Below are 14,880 nucleotides of genomic sequence, written 5' to 3' on the forward strand. Positions count from 1 at the left end.
AAATATGTGTAATAATTCCCCGAGGGGGTGTATATAATTGTTCAAAACCAAACTCCAGGATGTGCTGGATGCTTTTCTCAGCGTAATAAGTACGTTCAAAGCTAAAGACGTAATAGACGTTCTTATCCTTACATACGTTATCTATATTCTGCTGAAGCTTATACGTGAGACCCGTGCAGGTCAGCTCGTTAAGGGAATTTTATTCCTTGTTGCCAGCTATTTTATAAGCGTTGCTCTTGAACTCAATGTCGTAAGCTATTTACTGAATAAAGCTCTCAGTATGGGTGTTCTTGCAATGATAGTCCTCTTCCAGCCTGAGCTCAGAAGAGCTCTTGAGAAAGCAGGACGTACCCGTTTCGGAATACATCTTTTCGGTATCGGACAGAACAACGATGAATTACAACAGCGTTGGGGTCCTGCTATCGAAGCCATATGTGATTCATGCGTAGAGCTTTCCGCCACCTGTACAGGCGCACTTATCGTCGTTGAAAGACAGGTGCGTCTGGGCGAACAGATTGAAACAGGCACTATACTTAATGCAACACCCAGCAAGGAAGTGTTCGGAAATATATTCTACCCGAAAACACCTCTCCACGACGGTGCTGTTATAATGAGAGACGGCATAATACTTGCCGCAGCCTGCTTCCTGCCAAAGCCGCAGAATGACGCTATAATCAATAAAAAGCTCGGTTCAAGACACAGAGCTGCAATAGGCATGAGTGAAAACTCAGATGCCGTAGTCGTTGTTGTTTCCGAAGAAACAGGTCAGATCTCCGTAGCAGTAAACGGTACTCTCACAAGAGACTATACTCACGATAAGCTTAAACTACTGCTTGAAGATATGCTCTTCAACGATAAGACAGAAATATCTATAGGCAAGAAGAATATCTTTTCTTCATTCTCCGAAAGGAGGAAGAAAAAATGAGTTTTTTAAATCCCGGAAAGCCGCATAATCCAAAGGACGCGAAAAGCAACGCCATGCTTTTTGTCATTGCTTTGATATGCGCCATAGCCTGTTGGTTCATAATCGCTATGAAGATATTTCCGTCTACTTCAAGACACCTGTACAACATTCCAGTATCCCTTGATGTAAGCGGTACTTCCGCAGCAGAAAACGGATTGCAGGTGCTTTCTCCCGAAAAAGTTACCGTAAATGTCAGCTTTGACTGCAGCCGTACCGATTTCAACAAGCTCACCAATGACAATATCATAGCTTACGTTGACTTTAACAATATAGATACCATAGGTTCAAGAGAGCTTAAAGTCGAAGTAAAAAGCAAGGACGGCTCAGGAATGTCAAACATCAGCTGTAGTCCGTCGACCATAAAGGTATATCTTGATAAGTTTGAGACCAAAACTATCTCGCTCAAGCCAAAGCTCCAGAATTTGAAAACTGTGGAGGGTATGTCTTATTACGATGATGAGATCACCTGCACACCTGACGAGATAAAGATCACAGGTCCTTCTCAGCAGCTTGCAAAGATCGCCGAATGTTATGTGGTATCAAATAAAGATGCTACCCTTGACAGAGAATCTGATATGGCAGGCGAAGCTTTCCAGATACTTGACGAAAACGGAACAGGTCTTGACGATACGGGTATCAAATTCGGCGTTGAAGCACAGAGCGTAAGTATGCATATACCTGTACGTATACAAAAGACTGTAAAGCTTGATGTTGGTCTCGGAGTATGGCCCGATAACTTCAATCCCGACTGTCTCAATTTCACTATAACACCTGAAAGTATCCCGATCGCGGCAATGGATACCGAGTCAAATATCCCTGATACACTGACGATACCTATCCGTCTCAGCGCACTTGATATCGGATACTCATGGGATACAGAGATAGATAAGCTGCTGGCAGACAGCAACCTGAAGAATATATCGGGAATAGACAAGATCAATGTTACTCTCAACAGTGAAGGTCTTTCATCTAAGGAGGTCACTATCAACTGTGAAGATATACCTCTTACCAACAAGCCCAGCGATAATAATGATTATACGATACTTACCGGTCAGGTAAAAGTCAAGATCGTAGGACCTGAGGACATAATCAACGAACTCACAGCAAAGGATCTCAGTGCCCGTGTCAATCTCCTCGGAGCAGACACCTCCAGCGATCAGTTCAAGTATAACGTTACTGTATCGTGTTATACATACGATAATGTATGGGCTGTAGGCGATAAGAAGGTAGAGATAAAAAAGACTCCGAAAGACGGAAAAACCTCTCAGTCTTCCACGACAGCAACTACAAGTGCAAACTGATATCAAAAGCTCCACTGTACTAATGTACAGCGGAGCTTTTTTTGTTCATACAGATACATAGCATTAGCAATTTTTCACAAATTATTCACAACATATTAAAACATTATGCCGAATTTTACCGCTTGTTAACATTTTATTAACATTTCAACGTCATAAGAGTGCTATAATGTGCGTGTACAGTGATGTACGATCTTATTTTATTTAATCTTATCTGAAAGGATGATACACAATGAAAAACCATCTCTCCAACCGAATAACCGCTTCTGTAATGAGCCTTGCAATGGCAGTTACTGCTCTCCCGTTATATGCTATGCCCGCAGTTGCTGCAACTCCGTCGGGAAATATAGCAGCTGTCAGAAACGTAGAGCTGTCTCAGACTATGAAGGTAGACTCTGTATACAAGGGCACTTTCCCTGAGGGCGGTGCTGACTCTGTTACATTCACTCTGAGCACAAGCTACTCGGGACAGAGCTTTTCATACGGCTTCGGCTGCTCGACCGCAGAAGATCCATACTGGCTCGAACTTGACAAGAGCGGCAAGTGGATGGAAGGCGGAAAAAATTCAAAGGTAGAGGGTACTGCCTGCAAGCTTGACAAATCATCGAGCACTATCACTATCGACCTGAAAAAGGCTGGTATAAAGCCGGGCGGCTCATTTGAATTCAGATGCTATTATTCGGCACACTGGGATAACTCCAAGAGCGATATGGTGGACAACTCCGTTACTCTCACAAGTGTGGATTTCAAGGGTGGAAGCAGCTCATCTTCTTCATCTTCAAGCAGCTCATCTACAACATCAAAGAACGCAAAGAGCGGCGCATGGAGCTTCAAGGACAACAAGGACGGTACTGCTACTATTTCATCAACTGTAACAAAACAGCTTGACGACCTTGATTATAAGCTCACAGTAGGCTATGATGAGGACTATTACACTTCAAAGGGAGAAAAGATAACAGACGACTCCCCTATCAACAGCCATAAATTCAAGTACAGCGATTTCGGCATAACCGAGACCGAGGGCATCACCATAGAGTCACTTGATGTTATCGTTGAGACAGATTTCGACGTTGATAAATTCATGTACGGCTGCGGAACCAACGTAGAAAAAGGCTCTCCTGCCGATACAGAATACGCTAAGAGCGGCATAATAGAGGGCAAGGATACTGCCGGATACTGGTACAACGAAATGGGTGAGGATTCACGCAAGGAATTCGAGGACGCAGGCGTTGAATTCGGTATCAAGGATATAGGTGAAGGTACAACTCTCGAAGGCGCAGGCAAATGGATAGAATGTGTCTGGGACGTTCCCGCCGAAGTACAGAAGTATCAGACCACAGCAGGAAACGATTCTATCGGCTTCCAGTTCTGGTACGGCACAAAGGATGCTACAAAGTATACCGAGATAACAGAAAAAGATGATGTTACTATCACAAGTGCTGCACTTACATATACAATAACAAAGACTGTCCCCTATACCAAGTCTGTGAAGAGTACTATAGGCAAGTCGCTTGACTGCACAGCTACATCTGACTCAAAGAAGAACCTTGAAGTAGCTTATTCCGACCTCGGTATAGAGGACAATATGAAGGTCTACGCTATCAGATTTGATGTTTCCGCAAAGAAGGACGTAAAGAAGCTTGTTTACGGCACAGGTACAGGCACAACAAATAAAGCTGATGATTACTGGTATCAGGAGCCTGTAAACTCTGTTATACTCAACGCAGGCAAGTCCGCAGAGATAATGTGGGTACTTCCTGCAACCATCACAGGCGACAAGCCCGAAAAGAACATCGTAAATCCGTCAGGAAACGTTGTATTCGGCTATTACTACGGTGAGTCCGACTCTATCACAGTTGACGATATCGAGGTATACTACGATGTAGTTGAGACTACAACAACTACTACGACTACGACCACTACTACAACTACCACAACAACCACTTCGCCAACACCAAAGGTAACAGTCTGGGGCGATGCTAACTGTGACGGCGACATGGACCTCAGCGATGCTGTAATCATAATGCAGAGCCTTGCAAATCCTAACAAGTACGGTGTAAAGGGTACTGACGATCACCATATCACCGAACAGGGTATCGCAAACGGTGACGTATACCAGAACGGTACAGGACTCACTTCAAACGATGCTGCATCTATACAGAAGAGACTCCTCAACCTCATTACAGAGCTTCCCGAGTCGTATAAATAAGAAGATAATATCGGAGCAAACCGTTTTTTACAAGCTGTTTTTCCGAAAAATGGTAAAATTATACATTATATAAAAAACAAACATTGTTCAAGAGCTGCCGTTATCGGGCAGCTCTTTTTTATGGAAAACACCGAAAATAGCAAAAAAATCCGTATTTTTTCCTATTATATCTTCCATTTTGACTTTAAGAGTGTTATAATGAAATCTGCCGTTTAACATAATCATATAACAATAAGCGGCATTTGTGTTGTAAAAAGCACAAAATGATATACATCGTCACAATTATAGAAGGAGAAAAATATGAATGTCAAAAGATTTTTAGTGTCTGTGCTGTCGTTTGCATTATGTACAGGACAGCTTTCCTCATTCGCTGCCAACGCTGAATATCCTAACAATGTTACTTCATACGGCACAGCTGCGATCGCAGATACAGCAGAAGTAACAGCGCAAGCTAACATTCATTCCGTTAAGGGAACATCACAAGAAGCCGCCATAAACGCTCTCGGTGATATAAATAACGACAAATTCATTGACGCAAACGATGCATCGCTGATCTTGAAGGCATATGCAAAGATATCAAACAATATGTCCTCAGGTCTTACCTTCGAGCAGGCTAATGCAGCTGATGTAAACACAGATCATCATATTGATTCTATCGATGCTTCGTGCATACTTTCATATTACTCCTATGTATCCACAAACGGCACTCTTTCACTTGAGAACTTCCTCAAGGCTGACAAGCTGTCCGCAACAACGACCACTACTACAGCAGCACCTGTTACAACTACAACGACAGCTGTTTCGACAACTGTATCCAAGACCACAACTGCTGTATCCACCTCAAAAACTTCTTCAACATCTAAAGCAACTACAACATCAACCGCTTCTTCAACTACTACCACAAAGGCAGTAACAACAACGAGCACTGCTGTATCAACAACTACAACAGCTGCACCTGTCGTATCTATAGTATCAGCTCCGCCAACGAGTACGACAACGGTCACAAGTTCTTCTACAACAACTACTGCCGTGACCACAACAGCTGTCCCAACATCAACAACTATACTTACCGCTGCTACAACTTCGTATCAGGATCCTTACAAGGTACAGGGAATAAAGCTCAGCAAGACCGAGATGACTCTTACTGTAGGCGACGGCGGCGGAATATCATACGTTACTATGCTCCCACTGACTGTAACAGACTATCGTGATATATGGAGCTGCTCCGACGAGCGCGTAGCAATAGTCGACAATGAAGGCTGGATATTCCCTCTTGCGGAAGGAAACTGCATTGTCACCGTACAGAGCATAAACAATCCTGCCGTCAAGGCTGAGATAAAGGTCACAGTAAAGGACCCTAACAAGGTAACATCAATGAAGCTCAGCAAATACAATATGTCCATACCAATAGGCGGCGGCGATATAGCTTATGTAACGATGCTTCCTTCAAATGCCACAAACAAGAAGGAAACATGGAAAAGCTCTGATACAAGTATCGCAACCGTTGATCCATCAGGCTGGGTAAGCGGTGTCTCCGAAGGAACGTGTACAATAACAGTCACAAGCAAATCAAATCCTGATGTAAAAGCAACTATAAATGTTATAGTGACTAATCCGAAAAAGGTAAGAGAGATAAAGCTCAGCAAATACGAAATGGATCTCGCTGTGGGCGGCAAGGATATCGCATACGTTACAATGCTCCCATTAACGGCAGAGAATACCGAGGAAGTATGGACAAGCTCAAATCCCGCTATCGCCAGCGTTGACGAGTACGGAAATATCAAGGGTATAGCCCCCGGAAAGTGCGTAATATCAGTAATAAGCAAAGCAAACCCGAATATAAAGGCTGATATATCAGTTACAGTACACAGCGGTTCTGTTGTCACTTCTTCCTCAACTACAACATCTTCCACTACCACCACAACAACTACTACGACTCTGACTTCAACTACCACAACATCGACCACTACAACTACTTCAACAACATCAACTGCCACAACTACAGTAACTCAGTCCGAACACCTTGTTCAGACAATAAACGGCGCAACATATATCGACGGTATATTAGTTGTAAACAAGACCTACAGTCTCCCCGAAAACTTCAGTGCGACTGCACTTAATCCCCTTGCACTTGGCAGCTTCAACAAGCTTGCAGAAGATGCTGCAAAGCTGGGATTAAAGATACAGTGTTCATCAGGCTTCCGTTCATACGCTACACAGAAAGCGATATACAATAACTATGTAGCTTCCGACGGACAGGCAGCTGCAGATACATATTCTGCAAGACCGGGACATTCGGAACACCAGACAGGACTCGCCATAGATGTCAATTCCATAAGCAATGATTTCTTAGGTACTCCCGAGTGTGAATGGCTCGCAAAGAACGCTCACAAATACGGCTTTATAATCCGTTACCCAAAGGGCAAGGAAGCCATAACAGGCTATCGCTATGAACCGTGGCATATAAGATATCTCGGAGTAGATACAGCCACAGCAGTTTACAACAGCGGTCTGTGCCTTGAAGAATACCTTGATATCGACTCATACTACAGATAAACAGCAAAGCTGCCGAAGTCTCGGCAGCTTTATTTTATATGAAAGCAGCCTTCCGAAGCTTCGCCGTATGTCGGGAAGCTATTCACGGGAACAAGACTGCTCCACCTCCTGACGACGCGCTCATATTGCCGCTTACATTATATTATGCAGAAAGCGAAAAAAAGTACAAAGAAATTTCTTACAGCACACATAAAACTTTAAATTGAAATTGGAAAGGAAAACATTGTGTAATACAGCCATTAGCCCTTAGCCTTTAGCTAATAGCAAATGTGTCGCCTTCGGCGAATAATTTAAATAATGTGAGCCTAAGCGGACACTTTCGGCTAATGGCTAACAGCTAACGGCTTAAATACTTTCATTATTACTATTGTCATTTTTGTCAGAATTATGTAACCGATGAAATACATTCCGTAAGCAATTGATTTCCAAACTGTATTCAAACCGTGATTGCTCTGTTATTGCAAATCCGCCCCCCATGATATATAATATAGTCATACCAAGGAAAAACACACTCATAAAAAACTTCATTGTTCCCCCCGTGAAGTGTCTAACATACCTCCAGACGCTTCAACTGAGACGGATTCGCACACACCCCGTCTATGAACACACCTTTCAGGAAAAAGAGGAAAAACCGCCGGCGCAATAGTGTCGGCGGTTCTCTTTTTCACATTGCTTTATCTTTTCAAAAACTTTTTTCTGATTTTCTGTCACAAAAGCTTTGAAAAAAGCGTTTATATAAGTGTGGGGACAATCAGTAACACATATAAAGGTGATTTGAATGGCATAAAAGGCCGACCTGCGCACTTGGTCTGTGTATACAGATAACGGCTACAATAATTGTGCAAAGGTCATAGGCACTGTGCTTTTTATGCTTAACAAATCACTTTTATATGAAAAACCGAAAGGAGCCCAGACATGAATAAAAACTCATCACGAATACTTGCATTTGCTTTTTCAGCTTGTATTGCACTGTGTTCCTGTTCCGAAACAAAAAAGAATTCCACCAGCTCTGAAAAGCAGTCATTACAGGAAAACAACTCAGCAGCACAGCATGTTTCAGAGCTTTCCGAAACCTCATACAAGCTGGTAAAATACAAGACTCTTGAAAATGTCAAATATCTTTATAACGTCATAAAGACCACAAACGGCGACTATCTGGCATATAGCGATTACAACGGAAATGAGCCCTGTATATTAAGGATAAACTCTGATTTTTCCGATACGCAGGATTTCATACTTGATCTTCCCGAAGAAGCCAGAAAAGCCGATGAGCATTCTAACTACGTAACTTATAATTCGGACGGCACTGCATCTGTTTATTACACATTCTTCGACAATGGCGGTATGTCTCTTCCCGAAGAAGATTACGAAAACTTCGATTACGATGCCTTTTACGCCAATCAGAAAGAAACTCACGCTATCTGCTTCTACAACAGCGACGGAAGCATAAAACAGTTCATCGACCTCGGTGACATGGGCGAAGAAGAGGATAAAGAGTACAGCGATTATACTTACCCTGCAAACTCAGCAATGCCAGACAGTGATACATTCATTTCAATGTTCAGGTCAGGTGAATTATATATTTTCAAAAGTGACGGAAACCGTGAAAAGTTCGATATCTCGTCAGAATACTCACAATACTGTGAACCTCGTCTGATTACAGGTTCTGATGGTAAAGTTTACATAAGTACCGTTGTTTTTAATAATGATCATTCTTGCACGCAGGTACAAATACATGAGATAGATATCGACGCTAAGGAAATAAAAGAACCTGTTTTCACCGAAGATGGCAATTACGGTATGTCAAGCTATTCAACAGGCTACGGCGACTATCTTTTCATCGGTACAAACGAAGACTATGTTATCGGCGTAAAAGCTGACGGAACAACCGAGACCATACTTAAATGGGTAGATGCAGATACTACCGGCATGGAAATCGTTCCTGCGGAAAATGACGAGTTTTACTGTTATACATTTAATTACAACGACCCGAACTCGTCCGTTGAGGTATACAAGCTCGTACACCGAGAACCGGGTGAGCTTGACAATGTGCAGATAATAACAATAGCTTCTTTAGGCTCTAATCAGCTGAATTACTATATAAGCAAATTCAACCGCGAACAGAACAAGTACAGGATAAAGTCAATAGACTATTCCACTGAGCTCACTCCCAAAGAAATGGAGGACAAATCTCCTCAGACTATCGCGGAACGATACAAGGAAGATTTCAACAAGCTGAAGGTCGATATAGCAGCAGGCAAATGCCCTGACATATTATTGCTTGACAAAAGCACAACAGCTCTTCTCGGCAAGAAAGGCGCACTCCTTGACCTGTATACCCTTATGGATAACGATACAGAGGTGAACCGCGATACTGTAGTACCCAATATACTCAGAGCACTTGAAAGCAGTGACGGCAAGCTTTATTCGATCACACCAAGCTTTACCGTCAACACATTTGCAGCAAAGAAAAAACTTGTTGACCATGAAAACTGGACATTAAAGGAAATGATAGATCTTTTCGACAGCAAGGATACCGCAACTCACCGCTATGACAGAATGACCAAGCAGGAGATATTCGGCATACTCATCAACTCAGACAGCAAGCTTGTAGATGTAGAAAAAGCGGAGTGCCATTTCGATACTCCTGAATTCACAGAGCTTCTCCAATTCTGCAACAGATTTGTTGATGATGTTGATTATGGCGACAAGTCAAATGAGAAGGAATACATGAAATATTGTATTGATCTCGAAAACAGCTACAGAGATGAAAATGAACTTATCTCAAGGGTAAATCTCTGCGGAGGTTACGATCTCGCCTTTGAAAAATATGATTTTGGCGAGGATATATCTCTGGTAGGTTATCCAACATCAAACGGTAAGGGCGGAAAGATCTCACTGGACTATGAATTCTCCATAGGCGCAAAATCTTCTGTTAAGGAAGGTGCATGGGAATTCATCAAGATGCTGCTCACCGAAGCTTCAGATCAAAGCATTGATGACGGCAAGGGCGGTCTTGCAAACGGCTATTCCGTTTTAATGAAAGAATTCGATAAACAGATAGACAAAATGTCAAAGGTATATGTTTACGATGAAAACGGTGATCTTACTGAAACAACCACCTTTACAGCCAGCGGAATACCTATAGAAGTCCTCTCAAAGGACGAACTGAAAGACCTCAGACGTTATATACTCAGCTGTGATACTCTTAATAACTCACTTGACGATGATACTTACGCAATTTGCATGGAAGAATCCGATGCATATTTCAAGGGTGAAAAGTCCGCAGAGGAAGCTGCAAAAATGATGCAGAACCGCGTATCACTTATAGTCAGCGAGAAGAGCTGAGTTTATTAAAGACATCTTCTATTATGCTTTTTTCATAATATTCTCTATATTTCAGGAAAACGGCAGTCATAATAATGGCTGCCGTTTTTCTTTACAAAAAAATTTTCATGATATTCAATGGTTTTCCGTTGAAAAAACCGCTTTTTCAGCCCCCTTATAGAAAGCAAAAAAATCGGCACAGTATAACTATAGTGCTGATATAGAAAACTTATACAGGAATATCGGGGGAAACCTTTCTGAGGAAAGGTTCTCCCCCGTACCCCCTTCCAAAGACTTTTATCTGGTTTTTCCCTCTATAGGGCGCGCACAAAATAAAAAAAGACCTGCAAATATACAGGTCGCGCCCTATAGAGGGAAAAACAAAACCGAAAGTTTTAGGAAAGGAGTTTGAGGAAGAACCCTTTTTCAAAAGGGTTTTCCTCAATAACTCACGTAAAATTTCTAAATAAGCACTGCGGTTAAACCGTGCCGATATTTTTATTTACTTGCCTGCCTTTGGATCAAACTTTCCGAGGAGGTAGAGCTGTATTCTTACAGCATCGTTATTAGTAACGCTGCCGTTATAATTTACAACAGAAGCATTGTTAAGACCAGCCTGTGTGATGTGGTTCTTGTCAGTACCGTTCAAACCGTATTTGTTCGGATTAGCAAGGCTCTGCATGATAAGAACAACGTCTGACATATCAACTTCGCCGTCACCGTTTGAATCTCCCCATACAGTAGGCATTACTTGTGTAACAGGCTGTGTTCCTGGTACTATATCAGTACCCTTAGTAGATGTAGTTGTAGTTGTCGTCGTTGTTGGCTGTTGAGGTCTTGTGCCGATGTAAACGCCGTTATCGTAGCATTCCTGACATACAGGGAAGCCAAGAGGACCATAGATAGCCTCTGATTTTGGTATCTCCTTGCCGCAGTGCTCGCACTTTACAGTCTCTACGGGAGCTGTAGTTGTAACTGTTGTAGTAGTTGTAGTCTGCTTGCTTGTTGTAGAAGTTGTAGTAGTTGTTGTTGTGGTAGTAGTTGTAGTAGTAGCCTGTGAAGTAGTTATTGTTACCTTAGGCTCAACAACTACAGGAGTACCGCCGCCTGACTTACCGCCGTCAAGGTTGCTCTTTGCACCTGATGAATAGAACTGATTAAGTGAAAGACCGTTGTCTCCGAGAGCTGTCTGGTGGTCGAGACCGATATACTTACCTGAATCTGTCTGCCAGAGCGACTTCTCGAACAGGCTGTACTTATTGTTATCCCAGTTCATGAATGTAGAATCAAGAAGTCCGCCTGTATCGCCTGAGTTAGGATTGATACACCAGAATGTGTGGTTGATATGATTGTTTATCATGTAATCACGGAGAAGCTCCATCCACTTCTGGTTAGCACCCTTGTCCATATGACCGCCCCACTCACCGATGAGGAGAGGTGCGATATCTTCCTTATTGATGTATGCCCATGTGTCATACCAATAATCATCAAGAAGAGTATCTGTAGTAAAGTTCTTGTCGAACCATGTCTGTGCATAAACTGACGGACCGTAATCGTGAGGTGAATATACTATCTGTGAAGACTCAGGAAGTACAGGGAGCTCCTTTACACCTCTGAGGTTTCCGCCCCACCATGCGCCGTACCATTTTTCTTCACCTGGCTGTGGATTGAACTTATCTGCATCGTTCCATGTAACGTTCTTGTTAAGCATAGGAGACTGCTCGATACCTTCAACGAGGATAAGAGCGTTCGGATTTACAGCGAGGATAGACTTAGCACACTCTTCTGCTGAGTATCTCCAGTTGTTCTTATCTGTAGAGTCGTCCCACTTAGCCATGTTTGCAGGGCACTCGGTTCCGTTGTAGCCGCGCTTGCCGTGAGGCTCGTTCTTGAGGTCATAAGCAATGATAGTATCATCATTTGCATACTTCTTAGCAAGCCATGTGATAGAGTCCTTCCAGTCGTCCCAGGTTATCTTAGCCTTTGAGAAGTGACCTGTAGCCATACCATCACAGTCCTCTGCTGTTGGCTCATAGTACCAGAGGTTATAGTTATGACCTGAATTGTGTGAAGCAGGGCTGTGAACATCAACGAGAGCCTTGATACCATACTTCTTGCACTTCTGCATGATGATATCAAAAATAGCCATTGAATCCTTGAGAGTCTTACCGTCAGACTCAACGAATTCCTTATTGATATTTCCGTACTTACCTGCCGGAGTAATAGTACCGTCCTCGCCTACTTCGTCCTGAGGAGGATTGTAGCTTGCCTGTACTGAGCTGACAGGAAGCGGTTTACCGTCCATCCAGGAAATCAAAAGCTCTGTGGAAATAGGGAAACGGATAATGTTGATACCGTGATCCGCAACACTCTTGAGGAGGTCGTCAACATCTCTTGCATACAGACCATGAGGAACGTTCTCGGTACAGTTAAGACCGAACCAGTTAGCACCTGTGAGCCATACTTCGTTTCCGTTCATGTCGTAGAGTCGGCTTCCCTTTGCGTGGAGCCAGTCGTCATTGTTGTCATCGGCAGCAATAGCTACACCGATGGTGTCGGGCGCAACTGCCGGTGCATAATAAGCAGCACCTGATACAGTCAGCGCAGCTGCGGCAGCAACAGCTGCCAGTGATTTTAAGATCTTCATAGTTTTTTCCCTCTCTGATTATATATTTTCCGCACCGCCCGTATCAGCAGCGCGATATGAAGCTTATTTTACAGGAAGTGACGTATACTTGCCAAGGAGATAAAGCTGTATAGCCTGTGCATCGTTGGTAGTTATACCGTTTCCGTTGCCCTCAACGTCAGCATTTGCCGAACCTTCTTTTGTGAGGTGGTGTTCATCTGTTCCGCTTGTTCCGTACTTATTAGGATTAGCAAGCGACTGCATTATGAGAACAGCGTCTGCAAGATCGACCTGACCGTCGCAATTAGCGTCTCCGAATAGGCGATTACTGACGTCCACAACAGATGTGGTAGTTGTAGTTGTTGCAGAAGATGAAGTAGTAGTAGTTTTGGAAGTAGTAGTAGTGGTCGTCTTAGCAGGATCAGCATCAACTGTCTTGCCGTCTGACTTCTTTCCGCCGTCAAGGTTGCTTCCCTCTGAAGCAGCATAATTAGCGTAGAAATCGTTCAGTGAGATACCGTCCTTGCCCAGTGCAACCTGATGATCGAGACCGATGAACTTCTTTGAAGTCGAGGTTTTCCATATAGCAGGATAATAGTATGTCTCATACTTTTCCGTATCCCAGTTTATGGTAGTCTTTCCTTCCATTTTACCGTCAGCACCCTGTGTTACGCCGAACTGGATATCCTTCCAGAGTCCGCCCGTATCGCCTGAGTCGTCATTGAGACACCAGAATGTATGACTGATATGATTTTTTATCATGTAATCACGGAGAAGTCCCAGCCATTTCTCGTTATCTCCTCCGTCAAGACGTCCGCCCCATTCTCCGATGAGAAGCGGATACATATCCTTGTCAACAAGGTATGCCCATGTGTCGTACCAGTAATCATCAAGAAGCGTTTTTTCTGTAAAGTTCTTGTTGAACCATGTCTGGTCACTTACTACAGGGCCGTAGTCGTGAGGTGAATATACTATCTGAGACGTTCCCGAAGCAGGCTTTACAGGGTATTTTGCAACGCCGCGGAGATTTCCTCCCCACCATGCGCCGTGTCCCTCAAAGCCTTCTACGCCCTCAATAAAAATGAGTGCATTGGGATTTTTTTCAAGTATAGCATCAGCACAGTCCTGTGCTGCCTTTTTCCAGTTGTTAGGAGCATTGGAGTCGTCCCATATAGCATCAATAGGAGCTCCGCCGTACTTACTGTGCGGCTCGTTCTTCAGATCGAAACCGATAAGGGTATCGTCGCCCTTATAGTGGTCTGCACACCATGCAAGAGTTTCTATCCAGACATCGGTAGTTACTTCAACTTTCTTTCCGTCACGTCCCGTGAAGCTCTTGCCGTACCAGAGTCCGTAGTTGTGTCCCGAGTTATTGGATTCGGGGCTGTGGATATCAATGAAGCACTTTACGCCGTACTTCTTGCACTTAGCGAGGAGCACGTCAAAGGTCTGCTGGCTGTTTGCTACAGAGCCGTCGGGATTGATAAGATCCACATTGATAGGATAGTTGGGATCATCATTAGGATTAACGCTTCCGATAGGATCGGGATCACCAACCATCCAGTTGTAAAGCAGCTCTGTGGAAACAGGAAGTCTGAGCACGTTTACACCGTGATCGGCAATATCCTTTACCATGTGGTCGATGTCGCCGCTCCAGAGATAATGCGGAACGCACTCGGTACAGTTGAAGCCGAACCAGTTTGCACCCGTGAGCCATACCTCATTGCCGTTCATGTCGTAGAGTCGGCTTCCTTTTGCGTGGAGCCAGTCGTCATTGTTTGTGTCGACAGCGCAGGCTGTCATTGTCGTCTGGCTAAGACAAGGTGATGCTCCTGTCATAGCCATTGCTGCAGCAGAAACTAACGCTGCAACAGAGCGTGTTAGTTTTTTCATTATTTAA

General features: G+C 43.5%; 7 protein-coding genes. 5 read left to right on the top strand and 2 right to left on the bottom strand.

Annotated features, from left to right (window positions below):
* The first annotated feature begins 37 nt into the window (after positions 1-37).
* From cdaA to QZZ41_RS12570, 5 genes are all read left to right on the top strand, one after another.
* Positions 38-925: a diadenylate cyclase CdaA gene (cdaA, locus tag QZZ41_RS12550; RefSeq protein WP_295072708.1), complete on the top strand. Its 888-nt coding sequence runs from the start codon at positions 38-40 to the stop codon at positions 923-925.
* Positions 922-2,265, top strand: coding sequence for a CdaR family protein (locus QZZ41_RS12555; RefSeq protein ID WP_295072711.1), 1,344 nt, complete (start codon positions 922-924; stop codon positions 2,263-2,265). Before cdaA ends, QZZ41_RS12555 begins: the two co-directional genes overlap by 4 nt.
* 229 nt (positions 2,266-2,494) lie before the next feature.
* Positions 2,495-4,471 carry a DUF5620 domain-containing protein gene (locus QZZ41_RS12560; protein WP_295072714.1) on the top strand — a complete coding sequence of 659 codons (1,977 nt, stop codon included), beginning with the start codon at positions 2,495-2,497 and terminating at the stop codon, positions 4,469-4,471.
* Positions 4,472-4,771: 300 nt separating this feature from the next.
* Complete coding sequence (locus tag QZZ41_RS12565) at positions 4,772-7,027, top strand: D-alanyl-D-alanine carboxypeptidase family protein (protein WP_295072717.1); 2,256 nt, start codon at positions 4,772-4,774, stop codon at positions 7,025-7,027.
* 915 nt (positions 7,028-7,942) lie between these two features.
* Positions 7,943-10,375 carry an extracellular solute-binding protein gene (locus QZZ41_RS12570; protein ID WP_295072720.1) on the top strand — a complete coding sequence of 811 codons (2,433 nt, stop codon included), beginning with the start codon at positions 7,943-7,945 and terminating at the stop codon, positions 10,373-10,375.
* A gap of 481 nt (positions 10,376-10,856) precedes the next feature.
* Here QZZ41_RS12570 and QZZ41_RS12575 read toward each other — a convergent pair whose 3' ends face one another.
* Positions 10,857-13,001, bottom strand: a complete 2,145-nt coding sequence (locus QZZ41_RS12575; RefSeq protein WP_295072723.1) for a cellulase family glycosylhydrolase — start codon at positions 12,999-13,001, stop codon at positions 10,857-10,859.
* A gap of 63 nt (positions 13,002-13,064) precedes the next feature.
* The gene (locus QZZ41_RS12580) at positions 13,065-14,873 is read right to left on the bottom strand and encodes a cellulase family glycosylhydrolase (protein ID WP_295072726.1); all 1,809 of its coding nucleotides are present in this window, start codon (positions 14,871-14,873) and stop codon (positions 13,065-13,067) included.
* Positions 14,874-14,880: the final 7 nt, after the last annotated feature.

The sequence above is a fragment of the Ruminococcus sp. genome (assembly GCF_016283395.1).

Excerpts from the sequence above, each read along its gene's own strand:
- QZZ41_RS12555 (WP_295072711.1), top strand. The coding sequence starts at position 922 with ATGAGTTTTTTAAATCCCGGAAAGCCGCATAATCCAAAGGACGCGAAA.
- QZZ41_RS12560 (WP_295072714.1), top strand. The coding sequence starts at position 2,495 with ATGAAAAACCATCTCTCCAACCGAATAACCGCTTCTGTAATGAGCCTT.
- QZZ41_RS12565 (WP_295072717.1), top strand. The coding sequence starts at position 4,772 with ATGAATGTCAAAAGATTTTTAGTGTCTGTGCTGTCGTTTGCATTATGT.
- QZZ41_RS12570 (WP_295072720.1), top strand. The coding sequence starts at position 7,943 with ATGAATAAAAACTCATCACGAATACTTGCATTTGCTTTTTCAGCTTGT.
- QZZ41_RS12575 (WP_295072723.1), bottom strand. The coding sequence starts at position 13,001 with ATGAAGATCTTAAAATCACTGGCAGCTGTTGCTGCCGCAGCTGCGCTG.
- QZZ41_RS12580 (WP_295072726.1), bottom strand. The coding sequence starts at position 14,873 with ATGAAAAAACTAACACGCTCTGTTGCAGCGTTAGTTTCTGCTGCAGCA.